This window comes from Streptacidiphilus sp. EB129 (genome assembly GCF_041262645.1).
GTDB lineage: Bacteria > Actinomycetota > Actinomycetes > Streptomycetales > Streptomycetaceae > Streptacidiphilus.
Map to the genome: position 1 here is coordinate 39,615 of NZ_JBGCCS010000013.1, position 26,424 is coordinate 66,038.

At 68.3% G+C, this 26,424-nt stretch carries 21 protein-coding genes; 7 read left to right on the plus strand and 14 right to left on the minus strand.

The genetic code is table 11. The features are described from left to right. Positions 1 to 84: 84 nt before the first annotated feature. From ABH925_RS17770 to ABH925_RS17780, 3 genes are all read right to left on the minus strand, one after another. Entirely contained in the window at positions 85 to 609 is a 525-nt protein-coding gene (locus ABH925_RS17770) for a low molecular weight phosphatase family protein (protein WP_370149007.1), read from the minus strand. Between the two features lie 67 nt (positions 610 to 676). Next, positions 677 to 2,017 carry a sugar transferase gene (locus ABH925_RS17775; protein WP_370149009.1) on the minus strand — a complete coding sequence of 447 codons (1,341 nt, stop codon included), beginning with the start codon at positions 2,015 to 2,017 and terminating at the stop codon, positions 677 to 679. 929 nt (positions 2,018 to 2,946) lie between these two features. Next, positions 2,947 to 3,252, minus strand: a complete 306-nt coding sequence (locus ABH925_RS17780; protein WP_370149010.1) for a hypothetical protein — start codon at positions 3,250 to 3,252, stop codon at positions 2,947 to 2,949. On the opposite strand from ABH925_RS17780, the gene ABH925_RS17785 reads away from it, so the two are divergent. From ABH925_RS17785 to ABH925_RS17795, 3 genes are all read left to right on the plus strand, one after another. Beyond that, on the plus strand, positions 3,230 to 4,153 hold the full coding sequence (locus ABH925_RS17785; protein WP_370149012.1) for a family 16 glycosylhydrolase: 924 nt from the start codon (positions 3,230 to 3,232) through the stop codon (positions 4,151 to 4,153). The genes ABH925_RS17780 and ABH925_RS17785 overlap by 23 nt on opposite strands. Before the next feature lie 493 nt (positions 4,154 to 4,646). Beyond that, positions 4,647 to 4,895 (plus strand): hypothetical protein, encoded by a 249-nt coding sequence (locus ABH925_RS17790; protein WP_370149014.1) that lies wholly within the window; start codon positions 4,647 to 4,649, stop codon positions 4,893 to 4,895. A 518-nt stretch (positions 4,896 to 5,413) separates the two neighbouring features. Continuing rightward, positions 5,414 to 5,962 (plus strand): hypothetical protein, encoded by a 549-nt coding sequence (locus tag ABH925_RS17795; protein WP_370149015.1) that lies wholly within the window; start codon positions 5,414 to 5,416, stop codon positions 5,960 to 5,962. Here the strand turns inward: ABH925_RS17795 and ABH925_RS17800 are convergent. Next, positions 5,846 to 6,535: an ATP-binding protein gene (locus ABH925_RS17800; RefSeq protein WP_370149017.1), complete on the minus strand. Its 690-nt coding sequence runs from the start codon at positions 6,533 to 6,535 to the stop codon at positions 5,846 to 5,848. The genes ABH925_RS17795 and ABH925_RS17800 overlap by 117 nt on opposite strands. Before the next feature lie 749 nt (positions 6,536 to 7,284). Here ABH925_RS17800 and ABH925_RS17805 point away from each other — a divergent pair. Next, a complete protein-coding gene (locus ABH925_RS17805) occupies positions 7,285 to 8,232 on the plus strand; it encodes a Twin-arginine translocation pathway signal (protein ID WP_370149018.1) in 948 nt (315 codons plus the stop codon). Positions 8,233 to 8,445: 213 nt separating this feature from the next. Next, positions 8,446 to 9,459 carry a glycoside hydrolase family 26 protein gene (locus ABH925_RS17810; protein WP_370149019.1) on the plus strand — a complete coding sequence of 338 codons (1,014 nt, stop codon included), beginning with the start codon at positions 8,446 to 8,448 and terminating at the stop codon, positions 9,457 to 9,459. A 28-nt stretch (positions 9,460 to 9,487) separates the two neighbouring features. Here the strand turns inward: ABH925_RS17810 and ABH925_RS17815 are convergent, their stop codons facing one another. The 9 genes from ABH925_RS17815 to ABH925_RS17855 all read right to left on the minus strand — a co-directional run bounded on the left by ABH925_RS17815 (position 9,488) and on the right by ABH925_RS17855 (position 21,434). After that, positions 9,488 to 10,774, minus strand: a complete 1,287-nt coding sequence (locus ABH925_RS17815) for a GNAT family N-acetyltransferase (protein ID WP_370149021.1) — start codon at positions 10,772 to 10,774, stop codon at positions 9,488 to 9,490. Then, positions 10,761 to 11,981, minus strand: coding sequence for a glycosyltransferase (locus tag ABH925_RS17820; protein WP_370149022.1), 1,221 nt, complete (start codon positions 11,979 to 11,981; stop codon positions 10,761 to 10,763). The genes ABH925_RS17815 and ABH925_RS17820 overlap by 14 nt, the downstream gene beginning before the upstream one ends. Then, positions 11,978 to 12,682 carry a polysaccharide deacetylase family protein gene (locus ABH925_RS17825; RefSeq protein WP_370149024.1) on the minus strand — a complete coding sequence of 235 codons (705 nt, stop codon included), beginning with the start codon at positions 12,680 to 12,682 and terminating at the stop codon, positions 11,978 to 11,980. Before ABH925_RS17825 ends, ABH925_RS17820 begins: the two co-directional genes overlap by 4 nt. 948 nt (positions 12,683 to 13,630) lie before the next feature. Then, positions 13,631 to 13,951, minus strand: a complete 321-nt coding sequence (locus ABH925_RS17830) for a hypothetical protein (RefSeq protein WP_370149026.1) — start codon at positions 13,949 to 13,951, stop codon at positions 13,631 to 13,633. A 525-nt stretch (positions 13,952 to 14,476) separates the two neighbouring features. Then, complete coding sequence (locus tag ABH925_RS17835) at positions 14,477 to 17,350, minus strand: putative Ig domain-containing protein (RefSeq protein WP_370149027.1); 2,874 nt, start codon at positions 17,348 to 17,350, stop codon at positions 14,477 to 14,479. Between the two features lie 555 nt (positions 17,351 to 17,905). Continuing rightward, positions 17,906 to 18,700, minus strand: a complete 795-nt coding sequence (locus ABH925_RS17840) for a peptidase (protein ID WP_370149028.1) — start codon at positions 18,698 to 18,700, stop codon at positions 17,906 to 17,908. Between the two features lie 226 nt (positions 18,701 to 18,926). Next, positions 18,927 to 19,067 (minus strand): hypothetical protein, encoded by a 141-nt coding sequence (locus ABH925_RS17845; RefSeq protein ID WP_370149029.1) that lies wholly within the window; start codon positions 19,065 to 19,067, stop codon positions 18,927 to 18,929. A gap of 346 nt (positions 19,068 to 19,413) precedes the next feature. Then, the gene (locus ABH925_RS17850; RefSeq protein ID WP_370149030.1) at positions 19,414 to 20,484 is read right to left on the minus strand and encodes a site-2 protease family protein; all 1,071 of its coding nucleotides are present in this window, start codon (positions 20,482 to 20,484) and stop codon (positions 19,414 to 19,416) included. A gap of 284 nt (positions 20,485 to 20,768) precedes the next feature. Beyond that, positions 20,769 to 21,434: a response regulator gene (locus ABH925_RS17855; protein ID WP_370149032.1), complete on the minus strand. Its 666-nt coding sequence runs from the start codon at positions 21,432 to 21,434 to the stop codon at positions 20,769 to 20,771. 398 nt (positions 21,435 to 21,832) lie between these two features. On the opposite strand from ABH925_RS17855, the gene ABH925_RS17860 reads away from it, so the two are divergent. After that, positions 21,833 to 23,437, plus strand: coding sequence for a GAF domain-containing sensor histidine kinase (locus ABH925_RS17860; protein WP_370149034.1), 1,605 nt, complete (start codon positions 21,833 to 21,835; stop codon positions 23,435 to 23,437). A gap of 597 nt (positions 23,438 to 24,034) precedes the next feature. Here the strand turns inward: ABH925_RS17860 and ABH925_RS17865 are convergent. Then, the gene (locus ABH925_RS17865) at positions 24,035 to 24,271 is read right to left on the minus strand and encodes a hypothetical protein (protein ID WP_370149036.1); all 237 of its coding nucleotides are present in this window, start codon (positions 24,269 to 24,271) and stop codon (positions 24,035 to 24,037) included. Positions 24,272 to 25,312: 1,041 nt separating this feature from the next. On the opposite strand from ABH925_RS17865, the gene ABH925_RS17870 reads away from it, so the two are divergent. After that, the gene (locus tag ABH925_RS17870; RefSeq protein WP_370149038.1) at positions 25,313 to 26,290 is read left to right on the plus strand and encodes a hypothetical protein; all 978 of its coding nucleotides are present in this window, start codon (positions 25,313 to 25,315) and stop codon (positions 26,288 to 26,290) included. Positions 26,291 to 26,424: the final 134 nt, after the last annotated feature.

Sequence of the window (26,424 nt, forward strand, 5' to 3'; positions counted from 1 at the left end):
CACGACCGCTGCGCGCCACCGTGACGGATCATCTGCTTCCGCGGATCGTCCCATCCCAGTACCCGAGGGCGACGCGGTTCCGCCTCAGCCCAGCACAGCTCTCACGATCCGCTCCACCGCTTCCTCGACCAGGGCCGCAGACGTCTGCGCCACCTGCGAGGAGGCACCCTGCGGATCCGCCACGTCATCGTCGGCCGGGGCGCAGCGGGCACCTCGCCTCGCCGCCGCGGCCTGGGCGATGACGGTGAACCGTTCCACCGGACAGGTAGTGCCCTCGGCGTCCTGAGGTCGTACCAGGCGCGCGAACTCCCTCAGGGTGAATGCCCGCCGCAGCGCCCAGGCCGGCGACATCCGCACCGCGGCTTCACGGTGCTTCGTGGCAGCGCCGAGCACCAGATCGGAGCCTTCCACCAGGTCGACGGTCAGCCTGCGGGGCACCCTGCCGCGCGAATCGGTAGCCGGCTCAGTGGGCAGCGCCGCGAGCCGAATCGGCACCGCCCGCGCGGCGGTTCCGGCACTGATGACGCGGATCCCGCGGCCGAACGGGCCCAGTTGCTCGACGAGCAGGCGCTCGGCGAGAGGCGAGCGGTATAGATTGCCGGTGCACACCAGGAGCACCCGGTAGACCGCCTGCGGGCTCGGGGCGCGCAGCCGGAGAGCAGAGGAAGGCACCGGCTCAGCTCCCGGAGGACCGGAACACCGAGCTGACCGTCCGCAGCATGATCTTGATGTCCTGCCACAGGCTCCAGCTCTCGATGTAGTGGTTGTCGAAGCGGGTCCTGTCCTCGATGGAGGTGTCCCCACGCAGGCCGTTGACCTGGGCAAGTCCGGTGATGCCGACGGGCACGCGGTGGCGGTCGCCGTAACGGGGGTAGGCCTGGGTGAAACGGGTGACGAAGTAGGGCCGTTCGGGGCGCGGCCCGACCAGGCTCATGTCGCCCCGGAGCACGTTCCACAGCTGCGGGACTTCGTCCAGTGAGCTGCTGCGCAGGAAGCGGCCGATCCGGCTCATACGGTGGTCATGGGAGATGTTCCACAGAGTGTTGGACTCCCTGTCGTCCGCAGGACGCAGGGTGCGGAACTTGAGAACGTCGAAGGTGGTGCCGAGCAGACCCACCCGTTGCTGACGGAAGATCACACCGGGCCCGCCGTCGATACGCACGGCCAGGGCACAGGTCGCCAGCAAGGGGGCGGACAGGACCAGGCCCAGCGTGGCGAGGACGATGTCGATACCGCGTTTGAGTACCCACGTGGGTCTGTCGGTGGCGGCCTGGGCCAGACGCAGGCAGGGAAAGCCCCAGAGATGGTCGCCCTGGGCCGCCAGCTGGCTTCCCGAGGCGAACGCACTGAACTCGGGGACGCCCGGGACGAGCCATACCTCGCAACCGTGGCGTGTGCTGGTGCGCAGCGTCTGAGTCCATTCGCTGTCGTCGGTGGTGCCGGAGACCAGGACGACGGCGCGGACGCGTTGGGCGGGAATGTGCAGGTCAAGGGTCGCGGGGCCGCCGAGAACCGGGACGCTGGAGTCGGAGGGGAGGAAGATCGGGTCGGAGTCGATGTAGCCGACGGGGCGTAGGCCGTACTCGGGGTGGTCGAGTAGTGCCGCGGTGACGCGCTGCCCGACATGGCCCGCCCCGGCGATCAGAGTGTGGCGGGGGTGGCGGCGGCGGATGCCGCGGGCGACGGCGAAGACGGCGCTGCGGCCGAGGAAGTCCACCAGGATCTGGCAGACGATGAGGGCGGCCAGGCTGCGGCTGTGCGCGGCGAGGGCGGTCAGCCAGTGCAGATGCAGCCATCGGGCCGCCGTCAGGCTGACGGCGACGGCAACGCCGGCGCGTACGGCCAGCGCGGGAAGGTCGTCCAGGGCGGAGAGCGCGAACCGCACCCGGTACAGCCCCCCCGCATGGTTGAGGATCACCACGACCGGAAGCCCGACACAGGCGGCCTCCAGGAGATGGTGCGGTCGGGCGGGGTCAACCGAAGCGATCGCGCAGAGCATGGCGATGGTGTCCGCCATGGCCAGGGCGACAGGGGTGGTGACGTTCGTGGTCCAGCGATGCGCCCGGGCGGCCGTTGGGCGAGAAGGGACAGTGGCTGCTGGGGCCGGCCGGTCCTGTGCCGTAATGGCGGTCCGGGGGCCGATGGGCCGATCGGGACGCGGCCGGTCACCGCCGCGGATGGTGTGCCGCACACGTACTCCTCTGCTGTGTGCCCATGTCGAACTGGGCTTCCCCGAGGTAGACCTGCCACCACGTCGGGAACATCGGCGAGACGCGGGCCAAAATGGATTCAAGGCAGGTGGATGTGACACTACCGAGATAATTCGTGAATCGCCCAGATTGACCTGGGCATTAACTGCCCTGGCTAATAGTCAGACATTTTGCCATGCTCGGTGGTGGCCGGTCCTGTCTCAATTCGAAAACCCCGACCGCCAATTCGGCGGGTCTGGAGATCATCGGGCCGGGGTCGCGGCATCACGCTGTCGGGGCTTGGGGAGGGTGGGGAATTTCGACGAGCGCAGCTCACGGTCTCGCCACGGGGATCGCCCGGAGTCCGGCCCGTGTTTGACGGATCGTCGCACTCCGTAGCGGGTGACTGATCGGGATTCGGTCGCGCCGAGGGGTCGGCGCAGGTGGGCAGTCTGCGGGGGTGAGGACTTTTAGTGATTTTCCCCATGTCGACCTGGAGCGTTGCCGAGCAGCCGACTTGGGGCAGTGATGAACGGCACCTGCTCGCAAAGCTCCATCGGCAGTTGAGGGTTGGAGCGGTAGGTGCCGCTTCCAGTCGGCGTAAATAGTCAAATGTCCTACTATGGGCAAACGATGGGATCACCGGCGGCGATCTGACCGACTCGGTCGGACGGGCGGTGCGCCTCGGCGGCATGCGGGTTCGTTCCGTGCCGGACCGGCAGTGAGGATCCTGTCGGTCGGCTGCCTGGGATGTTCTTCACACGTCAGTGAGGAAGTCGATCATGAAGCAGTATCTCTTCAGGCGTACGACGGCCGGGGACCGGTCGATGAAGCCGGGTCGGCGTCGAAAGTCCTTGCGGTTCGGTGCGGTGATGGTGCTGGCAGGGGCGGCGTCGGGAGTTGGCATCCTTCTCAGCAACCTGCTGTCATCGGGCCCGACGGTGACCGAGTTGTACCTTGCCCCCGCGTATCTGACGGCAGGCGTTCCGGCGTCGGCGACGCTGAAGCTCCAGTCCACAGCCTGTTTCACGGCGCAGGCCGTGACGGTGGCGGTGCGGGACAAGAACAATACGGTCGAGGATTTCCCGGGCGCCTCCAACGTGACGATCTGCCCGGCCGGTTACACACTGACCACTGGCACCAGGACCTTCACCGCCGGAACCTACACGATCTTCGGCGCGTACGAGGTCGCCGGTGCATGGACCAACCTGCCCTCGACCACGATGGTCGTCGGCGCGGCCCCGACCGTGCCCAGCCCCACGCCGACACCGTCCGGGCCGACCGCCGGCAAGACACTGGCGTGGTCCGACGAGTTCAACGCGGCCCCCTCTCCGTCGGTGTGGAACGACTCGACCACTTCCTCCTACCAGTACGGGAACCACAATCCCAGCGACAACAAGCTCGACTGGATCACCCCTTCGGACGTGTCCGTGTCCGGCGGAGCCGTGACGTTCACCGCACAGCCGGGTACGCACGTGCTGGAGAACGGGAACACGTCATGGAACACCGGGCTGCTGACGACGGAGGGCACCTCTGGTGGCTTCCAGGTCAAGACCGGTGACTACATCGAAACCCGGGTGAAGCTCCCCACCGGGATGGGCGCCTGGCCGGCGCTGTGGACCTGGAAGAACGGCAACGGCGAGATCGACTCGTTCGAGTACCACCCCGACAACCCGAACCTGCTCGAGTTCACCAACCACGTCAACGCCGCGTCCGACTACTACACGAACGCTTCGACCATCAATCCCGGCCAGTGGGTGACCATCGGGACGTACTACGGCGCGAACTCGGTGCAGTGGTACGTGAACGGGGTCATGGTCTACCAGGACAACACCGGAGTCGGCTCGACCTGGTCGGCATACGTGATCCTCAATCTCTCGGTGTCGGCGGGCCAGTACCATCCGGCCCCGTCCGGTACGACACCCATCACGTTCTCGGCGGACTACGTCCGCGTCTATCGCTGACCGGCGCATGAGACGGGTCCGCTGCCAGATGCCGGCGGCGGACCCGTCTCAGGTCCTGCCGTTCTCCAACTCCGCTTCACAGTGCCCGGACGCCCAGGTGAGCGAAATGCCGTCGCCCGGACGGCCCATCCGGGTCGCACGCGCCGTCGCCGGGGTGCCTGATGGTGCCGTGCGCCGGTCCGGACCTGAACCCCCGTCGACCGCGCCCGCCGGGCAGGCATCCCAGCCTCTTCTCCCGGCGCGAGGGAGCCCCCGTTGCGTGCGGGGGCTCCCTCAACTGCGTGCGCACACGGTCAGGGGAAGTTGTACGGCCGATCGGCCCCATTCCCGTTCCGGGCGTGCCCGGGGCGTGGTCGATTGGGACAGCGCTGCTGAGGAGAAGGTCTGGAGCCGGCGCGCGTGCCGGGAGCCCCTATCTGTGGAAGGGGGCTCCCGCCTCGTGGACCCCGGTCCCGGGATGCCGGTCCGCCTCGGGGCGGCCACCCTTGACCTCATGAGTGACACCGACACCACCCTCGGCACCCATGAGGACGAGCACCTCGCGCATGTCGTCGTGCACCCCGTCGTCGACGCCTCCCCGCCGTTCCGCCGCGTGGACATCCTCGGCACCCAGGTCGGCAAGGCGCACAGCCTCGCTGATGTCGCCAAGTTCTGCCGCCGCGCCGGCCTGGACGAGCTCGACGTCGAATCGCCCGACAGCGTGCACTGGATCGGCGGCGGCGCCCACGAGTGGCAGGCGTGACCCGACGGTGCGCACGCCCGGCCACACGGGTGCCTGCCGCGGTGCGCGCGATGGTCGCGCTCGTTGAACCTTCCGTGACCAGCCTGACGAAATCCACCAGCGGGGTACTGCCGCCTACCGACACAGAAACGATCCGCCCGAGCCAGACGCCGTTGTTCGACGCCCTGGCTGCCCAGTGGGCAGCCCAAGAGCGAGCGGTGCCCGGTGAGCGGGATCCGGAGTGGGAACGCCTGGCCCGCATGGGCAGAGGCCGGCGTCGTGCCGGGCCGCGCTGGGTGCCGCTGCAGCGGCTGTAGCCGGAGGCGCTGCTGTCCCGCCGCCTTTGAACGGGCAGCGGGACACCAGCGCAGGATGCGGCAGGCGCGCCGTTCAGATCCCGGACCATTCCCCGGACCGGTCAACCCAGTAGACCTGCACCGGATCGTGAAGGTCAGGGAGTCGTCGAATGGGTGCACAGGTCGGTCGGCTGCCCTGGGGGCCCGTCGGTCGAACTCGGCTGCACACTACGGCGCGCCATCGTGATCGGATGCGTTGGTTACGTAGAGTGGTCGCTCTGTTCTGATGAAGGAGCTGACCAGATGGTGCACCGACTTGGCGCGGTGGCGTTGCTTACTGCGGTCCTGACCGGTGCCGCGGCGCCCATCTCCACGGTTTCTTCCTCGCCCTCGAACTCCGACCTGGCGGTGTACCGGTTGGATCCCGCGCCGGTCAAGCCGGGCGGGACGACAACCGTGCACGCGTTCGTTGCCAACCTTGGGCCGGACCGCACGGCTTCCCCGTTCACGGTGACAGTCGACCTTCCTGTTGGGGCCAGGGCAGTGGGGCCGTTCTTCCCGGTCGGCTGCCGGACCGAGGCCGGCGGTGTCGTCGTCCAGTGCACTTTTCCCGCCGGGCTCCCGGCGCTGGAGACGGCGACCGCTCTCGTGCCCGTACAGATCAGCCCGGATGCGTCAGGCCGGCTGACGGGCCTGATCGCAGTGACGAGCCCCGACGACCGCAACCCGGCCAACAACTTGACCCCGTTCCAGATCTCCGTGGTGCGCGGTGACAGGGTCGGGCCGCAGTGAAACCGGGCGCTGGTGCCCATCGCGCGCCCAGGACGACTCCCCGTCCGGATCGCTGCTCGCCGGGCAGCAGCGCAAGGGGAGGAGGCTGCGTGCCGCCCGCTCCGGCCTCCTTCCCTGGGGCTCCTCCTGGTGAACGGCCGACTCCTGTGTGGGTGGGACGGCGCTCCGCTCGGGGTCAGGGGAATGCCTGACCTCGGCCCAGCAGTGCTTACCGTCCTTCGTGGGCGCCCAGCCGTACCGGTAGGCGAGGTGGGCGATCAGCGCCAGGCCGCGCCCGGCCTCGGCGCCGTCCTCAGCGCGGCGGACCCGTGGAAGCTGAGTGCTGCTGTCGTGCACATCGACCAAGGTTCGGTTTCCCCATCCGTACAGAGTGACCGCCACCCGTGTGCCTCTGGCGTGGACCACAGCGTTGGTGACGAGTTCGGACACGAGTAGCTCCAGCACGGCCGACGTGTCGGGATCCAGCCGTACGCCGCGGCAATGCAGGTGGACCAGTACCCGGCGGCGAACCGCAGCCACCAGGTACGGCCGGGAGCGGATGGTGAAGCGAACCACGAACCCCAGGGAGTGCATGCAGGCAGCTCTCTACTCGCCGGAAACGGGACGACCGCCCAGGGCCAGGAGGGGAGCCTCGATGCTGGCCTCTGGACCTGGGCGGTCATCACTTGAGTACAGGGGCACCGGACCCCGTTCGGCCAGGAAGTCCAGCGGCCATTCTGCGGCCACTGCGAAATCACTGAAAGGTTTCTGCCCAGACGTATGCGAAGGAGAAACGATATTGCGGCTCCCTCGCCAATCCATGGCCTGGCGTCCATCACCTGATCGAGTGAGACGGCGAACAGAGTATCGCCCCAACTCCATTCGATGCCTAGGCTATTAGGAGAATGCAGAATGGGTAGTTGCTGCACCGTTCCAGCTGACGTCGCCGAAGCGTCAAAGGGAGGCGTAGCCGGGTGGGTACTGAGGATCCGTTAGACCCCAGCTTGGGGAATTACCGTCTGCGGGCCGCCCGGATTGCTCGTGGGTGGCACTCCCAGGAGGAGGCCGCGTTCGAGATCACCAAGGCGGCTTCCCTTATGCAGGCCGCTCGCGGGTGGTCGGTTTCCGAGCGCACCTACCGCAGATGGGAGTCGGAAAATCCTGGATGGCCCCGATATCCTGCGCTGACCGTGCTGAGCGCGGTATTCGGCCGACGGCCCAGGGATCTCGGCTTCATCCGGGCATGCGAACCGGGTACCGTGCCGCGGGCTTCCTCGGACCGGCGCTGCGTCCTCACCACGGGGTATCCCTTCGGGCCGGCCGCATCCGACTTCCTCTCGGGCATGAACGCCAGGCGGCACGTCGACCTGGGGATAGTCCCGTACTTCTACGCCCAGCTCGACGGTCACTACGTCGCCGACATAATGCTTGGCTCGCGCGACCTGATCAGCACGGTAACCGAGCAGTACAAGCTGATCGCGGCCCTCGCACGCGACGCTGAACGCCAGGTCCGCAGTGAACTCCTCAAAGTCGGTGCCGCATACGCCGAACTGTGCGGATGGCTGCATCAGGACTCCGGAGCCTGGCACGCCTCCGCCTACTGGCACGGCCTGGCACAGAACGAGGCGCGTATGTCCGGTGATGCCGACCTCGTCGCCTACACCCTGTCGAACACCGCTCATCTGCGCGCCGACCTCGGTGACGGCCGCGCCGTGGTCGACCTGTGCGGCATCGCCCTGGCCGAGGGCTACCGGCTCTCGTCGCACATCCAGGTCAACCTCATGGCCCAGCAGGCCCACGGGCACGCGCTGCTCGGTGACCGGGAGCGTGTCGACAGCCTGCTCGACCGGGCAGCCGGACACGTCGAGCGAACGGACCCGTCGGCGCAGTGGGGTACCGCCGGCAGACGCAACGAGCGCTACTTCGAGGTGCAACGGGCCACCTGTTACGGCCGACTGGGGCTGCACCGCGAGGCTCATCGGCTCTGGGAGCAGATCACCGCCGCGACGCCGGTCAGCGCCCGCCGGGATACCGGGGTCTATCTGGCCCGGCAAGCCATCGCGTGCGCCGGCCTCGGCGAGCCCGAACAGGCCGTTGTGCTGGCCGGCGAGTCCGCGGTGATCGCCGCCGACACCGGATCCGCTCGCCACCGCGGTGAACTGGAGCGGTTGCGCGCTGCCATGGACAGGTGGCAGGACGGGCCGATCGGCGAGGACCTGAACGCAGCCCTCGCTCCGCTGGGCGTCTGCTCACCGGCGGCTGGACCGGGGTCTGTCGCAAGCAACTTATGAGACAGTCGAGTTGGATGAAATCGCCGAGCGCGACCGCGATGGCCGCGGATTCTGCTCGTCGAAATTCCCCTGATGTCGAGTGAATTGCGGTTGCGGCAGCGCGAATTGATGGTTCCCTCGGGAATTCCTCGCCATCGAGGTGTGTCCTGCCGTCGACCGAGGCAGGTCCGCCTACCGTGAGTTCAGCCGGCTCGCGATGAAGGGAGGACGGTAATGGCGCGTCGTGCGCTGACGCTGTTCGTCTCGGCAGCGCTGCTGCTCGCGTTGGCCTGCGTGGTGCTGCTGCGGCTCGGTGGCGGCAAGGCCGGGCCACCGGTCACGCGCGCGGATCCGACGGCGGTCGCCCCGCACTCCGTGCCGTTCGGCGCCTTCCTCGGTTCGACGGAATCCAATGACGCGCAGCGGCAGCTGTCCGGCTGGCTCGGCGGTGCGAGGATCCAGGTCGGACACACCTACCTTCCCGGTGACACCTGGGGCGACATCGAGGGCAGCACCACGCTGCTCGCGCCGTGGTCGGCCTGGCGGTTGGCCGCCCCCGATCGGCTCCTGGTCATTGCCGTGCCGATGCTCGCCGACAACGAGGGCGACGTCGGCGACGACCAGGTCCGCACCCTGCTGCGGCAGGGCGCCGAAGGCAGGTACGACAGTCACTACACCACCTTGTCGCGGCGCCTGGTCGCGCTGGGCGCGTCCGACGCCGTGCTGACCCTCGGCTGGGAGATGAACGGCACGACCTACACCGGGCGCTGCGGCCCCGACCCGGTCGCCTGGAAGACGTACTGGCGCCGGATCGTCGGCGCGATGCGGGCCGTCCCCGGGGAGCACTTCCGGTTCGAGTTCGCGCCCACCCGTGGCCTGGACGCTCATCCCTGGCCGGACTGCTATCCGGGTGACGATGTCACCGACATCGTCGGCATGGACAGCTACGACATGGCCCAGTCCGACCCGAGCCGCACCGCGTCCTTCACCAGCTATGTCCAGGAGCCGTACGGGCTGCTGGCACAGGTCCGCTTCGCAGCCGCGCACCACAAGCCCGTGTCGTATCCCGAGTGGGGAATGTTCGGCCAGGGCGACGACCCGGCGTTCGTGCAACAGATGCTGCACTGGATCAGCACCCACAACACGCTCTACCAGACCATCACCGACTACTGTCCCCACGGGGTGTGGCGCTGCACCGCCAACCCGAAGGCCAGCCGGGTCTATCGGCAGGTGCTGGCGAAGCGGTAGGACGCCGCCGCCCGGCGGTCTGCCGTCGTCAGCGGGACGTGCCCCGGCCCACGAGTAGGGGAAGGCGTTTCCGCAGGACACGCACGGCGCCGCGACGCCCCCGGATCGCGCCGGCGCGCAGGGCGACTGCCGGGCCGCCGCCGAGCAGCAGCCGCTCGTTGCGGCGCTGTTCGGGACGCCAGTGGTACTTGTACGGCTCGTCGCCGCGAAGGAGGCTGAACTCGCCGCGGCCGGTCTCGGAGGCGTGTGACAGGCTTTCCCGCAGGAGCATGCCCGCGATGTCCACCTGCGACCGCAGAACCGGGTGCGCGCCGAACAGGTACAGCGCCACCAGGTCGGGACCCTGGAGCACCAGCTCACAGGCGACAAGGGCGCCGTGGAGCCGGTACTGGCGGACCGCGGCGCGGTCGGCGGCGACCATCCGCGTCGCAGACCGACGGAGGTGCACGGCGAAGCGGCTGCGCAGGTGCTCGGTGGTGACGCCGCGTCCGCGCCACTGAAGTTCGTGGAGGGCAAGTAGCTCGGTGATGGCGTGTGGCACCTCCTGGGCGGGAACGAGCCGGGTCTCGATCCCGGTCGCCTCCAGCTTGCGGAGCTTGAACCGGAAGCGTTGCGCGGTGCGACCCGACAGCCGCGACAGCAACTTCTCGGCGGGGGCACCGGGAAGGTGCTGGCACAGGGAGTCGGGCAACAGGCGTCGCGCCCCGGGCCAATGCGTGGCGAGCAGATGCGCGGCGGCGCCGGGACGCAACTCGCGCAGATCCAGGGCGGCCCACGGGCGGTTCAGGTGCAGCTCGCGGGCGAGTGCACTGGCGAGCAGGGGTGCGACCTCCTGCGCATGCGCGTCGTCGAGAAGGATGTCGAGGAAGTCGGTGAGGCCCACGCCGATCGGCGTGAGCAGCGGGAGGAGACGGTGGCGCAGCATCAGCGGTGCGACCGCCACCAGCTGTCCGTCCTGGCGGACCGTCAGCACGCGCAGCCGGCCACGGCGCCCGTAGGAGTGCCACCACGAGGAGAGCCAGGCGTGGCTCTGGAAGGGGGTGGCTGCGGAACACCGGTCGACCAGGGCGTCCCACTCCGCGGCCAGGGAGTCGAGTACGGCGGCATCGCGGACCACTTCGACCAGTGGACCCCGCTCCGGTACGGGGTGGGCCCCGGTACGGGGGGAGTCGGGCAGGGCCGTGCCCGGTGCCGGAACCGGGATCCTCGCCCCGATGACTGGGTCGACCGGGCCGAGGGGCGGTGCCGGCGGTTCGGGGCGGCAGCGACCCGGCGCGGTACCGGTCTCGCCCGAGGCGCGGCTACGGGCGGACATCGGTGCAGACCTTCTTCACGGCGAGTCGATCCTCCGAGGTGGACATGGGCGTGGACGCCGAGCGCTGGGCCGGCGGGGCGGCCCGCGGCGGCCCGATCCGCTCGTACAGGCCGCAGATGTCCGAGGCCAAACGGGCGATGTCGTAGTGCCTGACCGCTTCCGGTTGGGCGAGCGGAGTGAGCCGGGAAGAGCTGAGCGCGCTCAACTGCGCCGCGTAGTCCGTCGGATCCGCGGGCATCCAGAAGGCTCCGGGCGCCGCATCGGCCGGTAGTTCGGCCAGGGCCGGCCCGGAGGACCAGCACACCGGCAGCCCGGCCGCGAGTGCCTCGATCAGGGACAGCCCGAAGGTCTCCAACGTCGACGGCGCGCCCAGCGCGTCCATGGCGGTGAAGAGTTCGGGGACGTCGTCCCGCTCCCCGGTGAAGACCACGCGTTCGGCCACTCCCGCTTCCTTGGCCCGTCGCTGCAGTGCAGGGCGGGATTCGCCCTCGCCGACGAGCAGAAGCCAGGGGGTTCGCGTGGCGGACGGCGCAGAGGGCATCATCGCGAGCGCGTCGATCAGCACGTCATAGCGCTTTCCCCGAACCATGCGGCCGAGCCCGCCGATGACGAAGGCATCGTGCGGCAGTCCCAGTTCGGCCCGTATGGCCAGGCGGGTGGCAGCGCGGGTCGGCGCGGGCTGAATGTAGCGGGCGCGGTCCACACCGTTGGGAATGATCTCCACGCGTCCCTGCGGAACCCCCCACAGGACCAGCCGTTCCGCGACCGCCTCCGACACCGCCACGGTGCTCCGTCCCAGCCTCTCGGTGGCCAGATAGAGAGCACGGACGCCAGGGGTGATCCGTCTGCCTTCCAGCGTCTGGGCGAGCAGCGAGTGCTCGGTCGCCACGATGGCGCGCACCCCGGCGAGGCGGGCGGCGATCCTGCCGTAGACGCAGGCCCGGTACAGGTGACAGTGGACCACGTCGTAGCCGCCGTACCGGATCAGGCCGGTCAGCCGCGGCAGCGCGGCGAGATCGCGGTTGCCCTGCATGCCCAGGTCGAAGACCCTGACGCCGTCGGCGCGCAACCCGTTGGCCACGGTGCCCGGGTTCTCCAGGGTGACCACGTCACACTGCAGACGCTTCGGCAGGTACCGGAGCAGTAGCCGCAGCTGTTGCTCCGCGCCACCGGCGGCCAGTCCGGTGATGACATGCAGGACCTTCAACAGGCCCCCCTTCCCTCGGCGTGGGTGCGAAGACAGCGCAGCCGGTGGCGCGCCCGCTTGGCACGCAGCCGCCATTCGCCGTCCCGTTCGCCGACGAAGGTGCGTGGAAGAGCCCAACGCCCGCTGAGCGGCCCGTGGTCGATGGCGACTGCGTAGTCGTAGCCGCCGTCGCGCACCGCGGACAGGGCCTTGGGATCCACCGCCCCGTACGGGTAGCAGAAGCCGGTGACGGATCGTTCGACGATGGCCTCCAGCAACTCGCGGCTGCGCAGCGTCTCCATTTCCAGCACCTCAGGGGCGAGGCCGGGCAGGGAGCGATGAAGCAGTCCGTGCGAGCCGATCTCGATGCGGCTACCCCCCAGCAGGCGGACTTGCTCAAGGGTCAGCAGCTGCTTCCTGGGTCCGTTCGGATCCCAGTCGTTCTGTCCGCCGAGCCGGCCGGCGACGATGAACGCCGTCGCGGTGAATCCGTAGCGCTCCAGCGCCGGCAGAGCCTCGCTGAGCAGATCGGCGTAGCCGTCGTCGAAGGTGAGTCCGACCATTCCACTGGCGCGCCCCTCCGCGTGGGCCTGCAGCAGCTCGCTGATGCTCACACCGCGCAGACCAGTGCAATGCAGCCAGGACAGCTGCCGGGCGAACCGTTCGGGAGTCACGGTGACCTGGTACGGGTCTTCGCCGTAGGCGCCGATGGAGTGGTACATCCACGTCCAGGGAGCCTTGGCCGGGGGGAGCGCCGGGGCCTGAACGCCGGTGTGAGGCGGGCCGGTGCGAGTGCGGCCGATGGGAGTGGTCCGCTCTGGATCGAGTGGCTCAGCGGCCATGGAGACCGTCCCTTCCACTGGTCGGCCACGGCTCCGTGTCTTGGGTGTGGAATCGGTCGCGGGTCCGGCCATGGCCGGTGACCCGGTGGGTCGTCAGCGCCGTGCAGTGGCGCGCGAAGGGCGGCGGCGTCGCCGTCATGCAGACGCTGCCGACAACGGCGCCGATGGATGCCGTGTGCACGTCGGAACCGTGTGTGGGGGTGAGGGACAGATCCGGGACAGTGGGTATCGCCCTGGACGGAGGCGTGGGGCCAGGGCATGAGGTGGCTGTCTCAACGCCGGATCCTGCGATCGCGACCGGCAGCGCGGCATTCGCGCCTCCGCATATCCCTGCTCCGTGAGCATCAGACCCTCTCCCAAGGCGTGCCTCTGCTGCGCGGCCTCTGAATTCCTGAGAGTTTGCGCTGATGTGGCGGGAAACGTAACACGAGGGCCACAGGGTTCACACGGAAGAAGGCTGTCGCTTCACCTTTATGTCGCTGAGTAATTTCATGGAGCACCATCGGGCGGGCAATCCGAACCGACTCGGTGGTAAGGCTCGGGGTACTTGCCGCGCCAGTCGACGCGGATATGGGTTCGCGGGTATGTCGTGGCATATCCGCCGATGGCCGGCGTGGACGCGGACCGCGTGGGCGGCGCACGTATGCTCCGCTGCCGAACAGGGGAAGGCCCTGCCATCGGGGGAGGTGGCAGGGCCTTCCAGCCGAGTGTACGGCTTCGGACAGGCTTGCCCGGTTCAGTGCCGGGCGGGTGGATCTCAGAAGGTCGGCTGCTCGGTGTGCTCAGCGTGTGCTCGCCGTGTCACCTGCGTGCGCACGTCAGCGGCTTCTACTCTTCGTGGTGGCAGTGGTGGCGCTGGTGCTTGACGACCTTCCGGTTGTGGTTCTTGAGAACGTTGACGCTCGTGGCGTGCGCCTTGGCGAGCGCTGCGCTGTCGGCGTGCGAGGCGTTGTGGTTCTCGGCCTTGTTGTCGTTGCGGTTGGCGGCCTTGCTGTCGGCATCGGCCTTGTTGTCGTTGCGGTTGTCGGCCTTGCTGTCGTTCTTGATGTCGTTGCGGTTCTCGGCCTCGTTGTCGTTGTTGTTGATGATGTGGACCGACACCACGATGGTCCTGCCGGGGTCGTCCCGGTCCTCCCTCTGCGGCTGCATGCCCGGGTCCTGCTGCGGAGCCCGCTCGAGGGAAGGCGCGGCCGCCTTGTTCGCGACGTCCGCGGACGGAATGGCGGCCGCGGGGCTGTTCTGACTTGTGGGAGAACAGGCCTGGTTGGTCATGGGGGCGACGTGAACGGTAGGCAGGGTGACTGCCGAGACCGTCTGTGCGGATGCAAGCGGGGCGTTCACCGCGAGAACCGCCGTGCCCAGCAGGGCCGCGGTCGCAAGAGACGACAGGCGCATGCGATACCTCCTCAGGTTCCGAGCGCAGCGCCGGGCCCATTGCCCGGAGAATTGCGTGACTACGCTCGGCCACGAGAACCATATATTGATAAAAGATTTCTTTCTATTCCAGTACTCCATGCGGCGTCGTTTCCTCCTCGGTGTGCCGTCCGTTCGGGATGGTGGTCCGGCTGCTTGGTCCGGGGATTTTCAATGATTTTGGATATGTGCTACCGGTGGCCCATACGGCTGATTTCCTGCTGATGGCCAAGGTGTATTGGATATGCCGGGAGGGCGGCGTCACGCCACCGAGTGGGTGACCGTGGCGGTGTAGCTGCATTCCACGGGCGTGGCAGGCACGGTGATGGCCAAGGTGGGGTTCCATGACGCCGAGTTGACTGAGCTGCCGCTGAAACGGCTGAACGCGGTCCGCGGGACAGTGAGGTCCACGGCGTGGGCCTGGTCCGGCTGGCCTGGGGTGAGCGTGCCGTCGCCGGTGCCTGCCGTGACCAAGCCGGACCAGTAGGCGATCTGGGTCGGGGGGATCGTCTCCGCAGGGGTTCCGCCAACGGTGGTGAACGTCGTCGTGGTGACCGTGGCTGTCCACTGCGCGTTTGTGGCGCCGCGGTTGTCGGTGACGGTCACCGCGCCGAGTGGTGCGTTGATGGTGCCGCCGGGCGGGGCGTCCGGCAGGGTCGCACTGGCGGGCACGGAGATCGCCAGCGGTCCGGCGGCGACGGTGACCGAGGTGGCTTCGGTGGCCGTTTGACTCTTGCTGTCGGTGGCCTGGACGGTGAAGGTGAAAGTGCCGGCCGTGGTGGGGGTGCCGGCGAGTACGCCGGTGGACGCGTTGAGCGTGATGCCCGTGGGCACCGTCCCCGTCTTCACCGACCAGCCGTAGGGGGCGGCTCCGCCAGTGGCGGTCAGCGTGTCGCTGTACGCGGCGCCGACCTGCGCGGACGGCGGGGCGGGAAAGCCGAGCAGGAGAGTGGGTTTGACCACCAGGGTGATCGAGGCGGTGGCGATGCCGTTGTTCTTGTCGGTCACGTTGACCGAGAACGGGAAGATACCCGAGGCGGTGGGTGTGCCGGACAGCACGCCCGCGGAGGTGAGGGTGACGCCGGGCGGCAGGTTTCCCGCGTTCACCGACCAGGTGTAGGGGGTGGTGCCGCCGACGGCGGTCAGCCTGTCGGTGTGGGCGACGCCGACGACGGCGACCGGAGGGGCGACGAAGGTGGTCGACACTCCGGCGGACACGCTCACGCTGGTCGCCTGGGCGGCGGACTGGCCCCTGGCATCTGTCACCCGGGCGGTGAAATGGAACGTCCCGGTCGCCGTCGGGGTACCGGTCAGGTTCCCGTCGGGGCTGAGGCTGATGCCTCTGGGGAGTCCGCCACCGCTCACGGACCAGGTGAACGGGCTGGTTCCGCCGGATTCGGTGAGCGTGTCGAGGTAGACCGTGTGTGTCCAGGCGGGCGGTGGGGCGGTGAAGGTCGGCGCGGGCCCGGCGATGATGGACAGGGACACCGGCCTGGTGCCGCTCAGAGCGGCACCGTCGGTCACCCGGACTGTGAAGGTGTACGTGCCCGCGGTGGTGGGTGTGCCGGACAGCAGCCCGGTGGCGGCGTTGAGCGTGACACCGGGCGGCGGTGTTCCGGCGCTCACGGACCAGGTGATGGGGCTGGTTCCGCCGGCCATCGTCAGCTGGTCGCTGTAGTACGCGTTGATCTCCCCACTCGGTGGATCGGGGAAGCTGAGTGCGGGGCCCGGGTTGTAGGCGTAGACGCCGCTGCCGGAGCTGCCCAGGCTGACGACGGTCACTGTCACCGGTCCCGCCAGGTGGTGGGGCATGGCCGGGATGTCCAGGCCGGTGTCGCTGGTGACGGTGAAGCAGCGGGGCGCCGACGACGCGCACGGCACCAGGGTGGCGGGTGTGCCGGCGGCGAATTCGGCGGCCGTTCCGATCTCGATGGCCGTTGCTCCACCGAGGTTGGTGCCACTGATGGTGACGTGGTTGTCCCCGCGGGAAGGCCCGTTGAGCGGGGTCACGGCGGTGACCACGGGCGCGGCGGCCGGGGTGCCCTCCGGTGCGCTCGACGATGTCGCGGGGCCGGCGTCGCCGGAGGAGACGACTGCGCTGGTGCCGGTCTGGATGAGGGCCTGGGTGACGACGCTGGAGGTGACGACTGCGTTCACGGTGATCGTGCCGCTGGTGAAAGGGCTTGTGCTGTCCGTGCACACGATCTGCTGTCCGGCCGGCGGACCGCAGACCCAGCCACCGCCGGAGGCGCGGACCGGCAGGACTCCGACCGGAAGGGTCTGGGTCACTGTCACCGGGGAGTTCTCCGCCGCCCCCGAGGACGATGCCGAGACCGTGTAGGTGACCGGAGTGCCCGGCGCCGGCGTCGCCGGAGCATAGCTCGTCTGGGAGAGGGCGAGTCGGGGGACGGAGTTGAGGCTGGTGACCACCACGTTGTCGATCTCGTGGTAATCGGCCGACGCCCCGCTGGAGGCCACCCATCCGAATGCCACCTGCTGGGGGATTCCACCGGCGCTGACCCAGCTCCCCGGGTAGAGCCCGGCCGGTACCACCGGCAGGGCACCCACCATGGTCCTGGCCGTTCCGCCCACCGGTGTGAAGCTGACGGCGTAGTCGCCGGCGGGCACCGCCAGCCCGGACGGCGTCGTCACCGACGACGCCGTCGGATTGAAGACCACCTCGACAGGTACCAGCGCAGCAGTCCGCGTCGCGGCCCGCAGCGTGAGCTTCGGAGCGGTCGGCGTCGGGGCGCTGCTCTGCAACGGGCAGTACCCGACGGCGGCGTTGCCCGGACCTCGCACCACGACCTGACCCGGCATCCGCTGCGCGATGGCGGCGGGGTCGGCGCAGCCCGATCCCTCGTACTTGTTGCTGAAGTTGCCGTACGCGTCGATGCCCACTCCCAGGTAGCCGTCAGCGAGGCCTGGAGCGGAACTCTTCGCTGAGTAGCCGAGGGATCCGCCGGTCTGCCCGATGGCGGCCGGTGTCTGCGGATTGGCCGGGTCGACCGCGGCCAGCACGAACGCGATCCCGTCGGCGTTGGTACCCCCGTACTGGTAGGAGTCGAACGTCATGTCCAGGCCCTGCGAGGTCGGGACGCTCGTGTCGGCGAAGACACCACCCTCTTGGGACATGGAGTTCGAGGTGAGCCGAAGCCGGCCCGCACCTTGCACGTCCGTCGCACTCGGGCAGCTGGACAGCGGATTGGCGGTGGCATTGCCGGAGGCTGTCAGACAGGCGCTGTTGGGCCCGGACGGAGCCGTGGGCAGCGACACCGATCCCGCCGTTCCATCCACGGTGTCGTCGTGGAACGGTTGATGGAACAGCACCGCCCCCGCCGCGTTGGCATGCGGGGGGAGCAGTGCCGTTCCGACGGATGCTGCACAGATCAGCAGGATCAGTACCAGGGCGCGTGACACTGTCCGTGGGGCATACCAGGGCCAATTCATCTCGTCCTCTTGTCCGGCTCGCCGAGAGGACGTCCCACGGGCGCTGAGTCTCCCTGGAGTCCTCAGGCCGTTCTCGCTGATCCACTCGGCATCGTGGAAAAACGTGTATATCCGACATATAGCGCACTGTGTGGGCAGTTCGATGCTGCCGTCGGCCATCTCCCGCGCGTTTCCTCGGGGCCTTGCCCGAGGAAACGCGCGGGCTTCTCTGCCCTGGGCGAGGTTGCTGGCCGGGGCCGGCTACCCTGGCGCCGCTCTGCGACGCTTGAGGTCGAAGAGCAACCAGATGGCGACGGACAGCAGGATGAGACCCGCCACCTCCAGGATCGTCGGCCAGTTGAGCGCGCTGCCGGCCGAGCGGTCCAGCGAGACGCGGACCGGGCTCGTGGTCCCGGGGGCGACCGGGAAGGTGAGGGTGGCGTTGGCGGTGTGCTGGACGAGACCGCCGTAGAGCGTGAACGTCGCGGTCCACGGTCCGTTGGAGAGTTGTCGGTCGAGGGCTGCGGTGACGGGGGCACTGTCTCCCGGCCCCAGCGTTGTGCCGTCGGTGGCGGGGAACGGGCCGGCGCTGGTGGATGCTGGGCCGTTGGTCAGCGTCAGTGAGCCGCTCATGTCCAGGGCGCGCTTCCCCGTGTTCCTCACCTGAGCGAGGACCTGAGGCTGTCCGTTGGCGGCACGTGCTGCCGCGAGGTTCTCGATCTGGAAGTCCGAGGGCGGGTCGCCTCCCGGACCGACATCCAGGTAGACGCGTACACCGACCCGGTTGACGACGCCGATGTTGCCCTGAGCGCCGGGAGGGGCGGACACCTCAGCCCAGATCACCGCGTACCTCTCTCCCTGCGATGCACGCGCAGGCACCTGGATCGTCGTCATCACCGTGGCGTTGCTGTCCGGGCTCAGGTCGAGGCTGCTGCGCTGGAACGAGATCCAACTCGTGAGTTCGTTGGGCGTGGTGCCGAACGAGAACTGGCCGGCGCCCAGACTTGCTGAGTCCGCGTAGAGCACGACGTGCTGCGCCGTCGGCGAGGTGTTCATGACCTGTACCTGCCGGTGGATGACGCCCCCCGGTGGCAGGTGATCGATGATGTAGATCAGCCCTCGGGGGTCCGTGCGGCCGGCGGGCGGCGCATCCACCAGCCGGATGCCGACACTGCCGCTGGAGGCGCTGTCGCGCGTTGGTTTCTCAGCCGAGCAGGGTGAAGCGGCCGCTCCCAGGAGGAGAGCGACAGTCAGGAACACGGTGGTGATGGAACGCATGAATCTAGGCCACCGACTGCCGGATCGTGCCGCTGTGGAGGCATCCGGCCGCCGAGGCCGGGATCGCGACTGATGTGGCGGGCACGCTGATCGACAGACCGCTCGACGAAGCGACCCCGCCCGGCGCCGGCGCGAGAATACGCATGCTCCTTGCACTCCTCCGACTTCAGCCCCAATGCCCAGGGTGCGGCGACGCTCCGGTGGACCGTCATGTGATCTGTTGCATTCCGGAGGTCGCTTGAATCCCTTGGAGGCCGTTGTCCCGCCCATGCGCCATGAATTATCAACGGATGGACGCATTGATGGGGAATTCCCTGATCCTCCCCAGACGCGCGGCGCACTTGAAGAAGGCCGGGCATTGCTCCCGAGCGGGCATGGTGCGATCCCCTGGAACCTCACCTTGCCGAGGCGGACAACGAGCTGACACATGGCCAACGCAGCCGGTACATTCGTCCGCGCCGAGAGGTGCGTGGTATCGAGTCGGTGGGCCGCTAACTGAGCCGCAGGGGCGGCCACCGTCGGCGTTGGATGAGGCGGATGATGTCGTGGTCCGTGACGATGCCCACCAAGCGGTCTCCGTTGATGACGAGCACCTTGGTGTCCGGCGTATCCAAGCGGTCGAGCAGCGTGACCAACGGCTCCCCGGGGGAGGCGACCTGGCAATACTGCAGCGGCGTAGCCACCTCGTGCATCTGGACGGTCCTGCGGAGATCGGTGGGAACAGTGACGAGCCTGTGCAGGGCCACGACCCCGGTGGGCCGGCCGTCGTGGTCGACAAGCGGAATCATGGAGCGTTTGTTGTGCTGTGCGGCCGTCTCCGCGAATTCGTGGATGGTCAGCCAGCCCAACGCCGTCTGGACCGGGCTGGACATGGCGGCGGCCACGTTCACTCCGCGCATCATGATCCCGAGCATGGTCCGGCGCCTTTCCAGCTCGGCGGACACGGCGATGAAGAAGCCGAGGACCAGCAGCCATGCACCTTCGTCCGGCGCTTGGACCAGGAGATACGTGCCCAGTAGGACGATCAGTCCGCCCATCGCTTGACCGCCCAGTTCCGCCGCCCGCTCGGCGTGGTCGCGGTCTCCGGTGCGCCACCACAGGAATGCCTGGAGGATGCGTCCCCCGTCCAGGGGACTCACCGGCAGCAGGTTGAACAGGCCCACCACCAGGTTGACCGCGCTGAGCCAGACGAAGGTGGAGCTCCAGAGGTTCCCCTCGGCGTGCTGCGGCTGCAGTGCGGCGGAGACGCCCAAAGCAGCGCCGCCCAGCAAGATACTGGCGAGGGGTCCGCTGGCGGCGATGACCATCGTGGCTCGGGCGTTCGAGGGAGTGCCCATCTGGGTCGTACCCCCAAGGGCCCAGAGCTTGATTTCTTGGACCTGGATGCCGAATCTGCGCGCGGCATCCGCGTGCACCATCTCGTGGACCAGCAGGCAGGGGAGCAGTAGCAGCACTGCGAGCGCACTGGCTGTGATGTAGGCCATGGTGGAGTGGCCTGGGGCCCACCGGGGAAGCGTCTGCCAGCCGAGGTTGTAGCCGAACAGCGCCATCAGCAGCAGCACGCTCCAGTGGAGACGCAGCGAGACCCCCCGCGCGCGCCCGACTGTGAGTGAACCATCCACGATTGCTCTCCAAGTGGGTGTCCTAGCCGATGTGGCGTGCTTCGTGCCTCGGGCGGCATGGGCTATCTGATCGGATAATGCTCGGGTGCAGATCAGGCGGGCCGCGACGGGTGGAGCAGCGCTGGGAAGCCGTGGCTGTGGCTGCGCGGGAGAGTCGGCCTGCCATCGCGGGTGGCGCAGGACGCCGAATGGCCGGTGACCGCTCACCTCACGGTGAATCGAGGTCAACGCTTGTACCAGCGGGAGGCTCGGGCCAGGCCGGGATCGAAGCCCAGTTTCTCAAGCATCCCTGATACATGGTCCTTCACCGCCTTCTCGGAAAGTGAGAGTTCCTTTCCGATTTGCCGGTTGGTTCTCCCTTCGCCGACCAGTTGCAGGATCTGTCGCTCGCGCCAGCCGAGCTGAGTCCCGCCCTCTTTGGTGTCGGCGGTCTCGCGCTGATGGCTCACGCGTTCCAGCAGGTCCTGAGTCATGGAGGGGTCCAGTAGCGACTTGCCGGAAGCGACCGTGCGCACGGCATTGATCAGGTTGGCGCCCTCCACTTCCTTGAGCACGTATCCGGACGCGCCTGCCATCACGGCTTCCAGCAGGGCCGTGTCGTCGTCGAACGAGGTCAGCATCACGCACGCCAATTCCGGCATCAGGGACCTCAGTTCACGGCAGACAGAAATGCCGTCGCCGTCCGGAAGACGGACGTCAAGCACGGCTACGTGTGGTTGCAGCTCAGGCACCCTGACCATAGCTTCGGCGCAGGTTCCGGCCTCGCCCACCACCTTCATGTCAGGTTCTGCTTCCAGCAGTTGGCGGACTCCGCGCCGGATCATCTCATGGTCGTCCAGTAGGAAGATCTGCATCTGATTCCCGGGGGCGTGGATCTCGGTTGCATCCATCGATGTGCTCCAATCGGCGATGGGATCGTTTCTTCAATGCTGCATCCCTGACAATGAGGACGCTCCGGTCCGATTGACCTGATCGGCCCATGGAACGGCTCATGGGCCGATCATCCAGGGCAGAGTCGGGACTGAACATCCGCCTGTGAGTTCAGGGGATCTGGCCATTTTTGGTGAGCGGCGGGCAACGGTGATGTGCGCATTTCCTGAACACCCAGCTCACCGCAGCGGGCCACTCATCGGGAGCCCGGCACGCGAGGAATTTACACATGAAATCACGGAGTCGACGTGTATGGCTGTTCTTGAGCTTGTCGTGAGATCTACGGTTGAGGTGCAGTTCTTCGGAGAGACACATGCCTGACGAGTCAAAATGGCGCCCCCCGCTGTCGCAGCAGAGGATGGACAAGTTCCTGGACGAACTCCAGGACAGGGAGCTCGACCTGGACCAGAGTCTGCGGCGCATCCTGAGGACTGCCGTCGAGTGGGTGGACGCCCGGTACGGGGCGCTGGGTGTGATCGGCGAAGACCGCCTGTTGTCGCAGTTCATCACCGTGGGCATGGACGAGGAGCAGAAGGCGGCTATCGGGCGGTCGCCGCAAGGACGCGGCCTGCTCGGGGAGCTGATCAGCCATCCGGTGCCACTGCGCCTGGCGGAGCTGTCCAAGCACCCTTCCTCCTGCGGCTTCCCGGAGAACCATCCGCCGATGCATTCCTTCCTCGGAGTGCCGATCCGCGTGCGCGGTGAGGTGTTCGGCAACCTGTATTTGACGGAGAAGTGGGGCGGCGAGTTCGACGCCAGGGACGAATGGCTGCTCTGGACGCTCGCCGTGGCGGCAGGGCACGCGGTCGACAGCGTGCGCTGGTATCGCGAGGCGTGGAAACGCGAGCGGGGCCTGCTCGCGACCGCCAAGGTGACCGGTGCCCTGCTGGCGGGCGCGGATCACGGTGAGGTACTTCGCCTGGTGGTGAATCAGGCCATGGAGGTCGGCGACGCGGATCTGGGGTTGGTCGCACTGCCGACTGACGATAGGGGGGCGTTGTCGGTGAAGGTCGCGGTTGGAGCAGGTGCCGCGCAGTACCAGGACATCGACCTTCCGGTGGACGGCTCGTTCGTCGGAGTGGCATTGCGCTCGCAGGAGCCGATCAGCAGCTCGGACATCGCCAGGGATGCCAGGGTCACGGCCGGGCCGCGTGGGGCCGGGCGACTGGGACCGGCGATGGCGGTGCAGCTGGCGAACCCGCTCGAGGGCGGTACGCGCGGGATCCTGATGCTCGGCCGCCTGTCAGGTCGCGTGGAGTTCACCACGGACGACTTCGATCCGCTGTCGGCATTCGCCCGGCAAGCGGATCTCGCCTTCCTGGCCCAGCGCCGGCAGGAGGCGGAGCAGATGCGGCTGATCAACGACCGCGACCGGATCGCCCGCGACCTGCACGACATGGCGATCCAGCGGATGATCGGCACCGCGATGTCGCTGCAGAGCGTCCAGAACCTCATCCAGCCACTGGCGGCTCGGGAACGTGTGGCGAATGCCGTAGATGATCTGGACGCCACCGCGAAGGACATCCGCACTACCATCTTCGAACTCCAGAACCAGCGCGTGGGCCTGAGCAGGCATGGCCTGCGGACACGAATCGTGGAAGTGTTCGAACATGCCGTTCCCGCGCTCGGGTTCAACCCCCTCTTGAGGATGGAGGGGCTGCTCGACACTGTCGTCTCCCCGGCGCTCGAAGAGCACCTGGTGGCCACCCTCGTTGAGGCGCTGAGCAACATCGCCCGCCACGCGCAGGCACACAGCGCCGAGGTCACCGTCACCGCTACGGAGACCGAACTGGTGCTCAGCGTGGTGGATGACGGGATCGGTATTCCCGAGGGTGGCCGGCGCAGCGGCCTGGCGAACCTGGCTGAGCGTGCTCGGAGCTGCGGGGGTGAGTTGACGACCCTGGCACGGGAGTCCGGAGGCACTCGCCTGCTCTGGCGCGCACCGTTGCAACAGCCCGCTTGAGCCCCAGCGCACGCCGCTGCCCGGCATCGGCCGGTGGCGTTCGTGGACATTGGAGCGCTCAACGCCCGGTGTCCACCCGCTGTCCAGCCCCTGCGACGCCCCCGCTGTCGTTCACCGCAGCGATTCTGACGCCCCGTCTGGGGGAGTTCTGGAGGCGCTTCGCCGGGCGTGCGGGCACCATGGTGGCTATGGGCACAAGTGACATCGAGCCGGACATCGACCTGGACCAGCTCCTGGACCTGTTGGATCTGGACGAGGACAGCGGTTTGGTCTACGACGAGGAAGCGTGCTACTGGGTCGACCGCTGAGCGCCGGCAAACCCCCGGGCTGGCGTGGGATCAGCTGTGGCCGCGCGCCCGGCGGCCGCCGGGGCGGGTTGCCGAACCAGGCCGACTTCGTAGGCGAAGATGACGGCGTGGACGCGGTTGCGCAGGTCGAGCCTGGCCAGGATGCCGCCAAGGTGGGTTTCAGGTTGCCTCCGAGACCGCCAGGTTCTGGGCGATTTCGGTGCTGGACAGGCATGGTCGCCACCGCTGGGACCACTTTCCTGTCCGCGGTGGGTGAGCTGATTGAGGGCGGAACGTGTCGGCAGACGGATCACGCCTGCCAGATGTCCGGGCCGCCATCGATCCATTCGACGAGGTCGGCGTTCAGCGGGTCGGTATCGTGCAGGCCGGCGCGGCGGACGAACTCGACGACGTCGTCCAGATGGTAGGCATCGCCGACCCGGATGCCCAGGATGTCAACGCGCCGGAACGGCGGGGCGGCGTCGACGACGGGGTGCACGACGACGTGTGCGCGGTGGCCATGAACGGGAGTGCGAGTGTCACTCATGCGTTCCACGCTCGCGGGTGGGCGGCTGACGCGCCACCCCTAGCCACCTGATCGAGTGACGATGCCCGCTGCCTACTCCTGGGGGCGTCGGATCATGCGGTGCCCGGTCTGGTGGAACGGGAGTGTTCTGGCCGCGCGATCTGCGCCAGCTGCCCCGCGGCGAGCTCGATGGCATGGAGCAGGCTGGATAACAGACGGCGCGGTGATGACGCTTGCTCGGCGCCAGCAGCTCATCGACGAAAGCCGGGCCCCAGACTCGCAGCCGAACCCCAGCCGCCAGCAGGGCGACGCGAGCGGCCTGGTGCGCCAGGATCGCGGAGCCGATTTGCGGCAGGCTGATCGCGCTGGCCGAAAAGGTGAGCGCCAACGGCGGGCTCGCGAGCACGCGTGACGCCGCCCCCCGGCGGCTCGTTGCCCTGATGAGACCATCCCCCCATGGTCGTGTCGGCCGGGGCTGCGCACCAAGTCCTGCCTGCCGCCCCGGCCACCTCTGCTCAGGAATCCGGACTGACGTTCCGTCAGTCCGGATCGGCTGTGTCGCACCCCGCTGCAGTGCAGGTGCGGGTCCCTCTGGGGAATTTCAAGGAGCCCTGCTCCTCTGCGTCTTCGGCGACGAACCCCCGCGTCCGCATAGACCAGGAGCGGCACAGAGCCACCGATCGGGGAGCCAAGGGCGGCGCAGCCATGGGGATTTCAAGCGAGCGCCGTCGTCGATGGGTTTCGGCGCCCCGTCGTTGGTCCCGGTCACCCGTCCAGCCCTCACGATCGTGCCGAGCGTCAACGCCGGGCACACCATGAACGCAGTGCTGTGGCCGCAAGGCCGTCGACGCCCCTCACTGCCGGGATCACTCTTCCTCTCCGCTGCGAGAGCCCCCCGGAAGCCGGGGCCCCTCGCACGAGCCCATCCCTGCGGAGGGCCGTTCATGGCGCACTGACTCGGTATGCCGTCATCAGCCGCTGTGCGTACGGACGCACTGGCGAATCCCGCACAACTCTCCCGACGGGCCTGTTCCTCTTCCCTACGGCAGAAGGAGCCTGGGAATGTTCACCCGAACCCTGCGCGGTACCTCGTCCTCCGGTCAGCACTGGCGGCGCCTTCGTTCGACCGTCGCCGTCTGCGGCGTTGCCCTCACCACGGTTCTGGGCGCCACCGCGTCCGGTACGGCCTCGGCGGGGCAGTCCGACGGAGTCCACTACGTCCGCTCGCACGGCAAGGTCGTGCGGGTGGAGACCCACGGCCGTCACGGCGTGGTACCCATGCGCGGCAAGGCCGGCGCCTTCACCACCCAGGCCGGCCACGTCCGCCCGGCCGCCGCGAGCGGCACGCTGCAGTACAACGGCGGCCCGGTGCAGCACAACGTCCAGGTCTACCTGGTCTTCTGGGGAAGCCAGTGGGACAGCGACCGTAACGGCGTCGAGAGGTACCAACAGAACCTGTTCCGTGGCCTGGGTGCCTCGCAGGACAGCTGGTCCACCGTCACCTCCCAATACGCTGACAGCAGCGGCCAGGGTCCGACTTTCCACGGCTCGGTGCTCGGCGGCAGTTGGGTGGACGACAGCGCACCAGCCCTGGGCGCCGCGGCCCAGGCCGACATCGCCGCCGAGGCCGACGCGGCCGCCGCGCACTTCGGCGTCTCCGGGCCGGATGTCCAGATCGTGGTCATGAGCCCCAGCGGCACCCAGCCCGACGGCTTCCCCAACTCGGGCTTCTGCGCCTGGCACGACTACGACGGCAATGTCTCCTACACCAACATGCCTTACATCTTGGACGCCGGCTCCGGCTGCGGCGCGGGCTCGGTGCAGAACCAGCTCGACGGGTTCAGCATCGTGGGCGGCCACGAGTACGCGGAGTCGGCGACCGACCCGCAGCCGTCCAGCGGCTGGGTGGCCTCGGACGGCTCGGAGGACGCCGACCTGTGTGCCTGGCAGAACCTGGGCACCATCAACCTGCCGACCGGCACCTTCGCCATGCAGCCCACCTGGAGCAACAACGCGGGCGGCTGCGCGATGTCCGGCTGATTCCACCTGCCATTGGTGGAGGCCGGTTCGGGCCGGCTGTCGAGCGGTGCTCGCGGGAGGAGAACCTCGCCTCGGCGAGTCCTGGCCCTGGTGTCCCGAATGGCGAAGCGTCGAATGCTGATATTTCGGCTGAC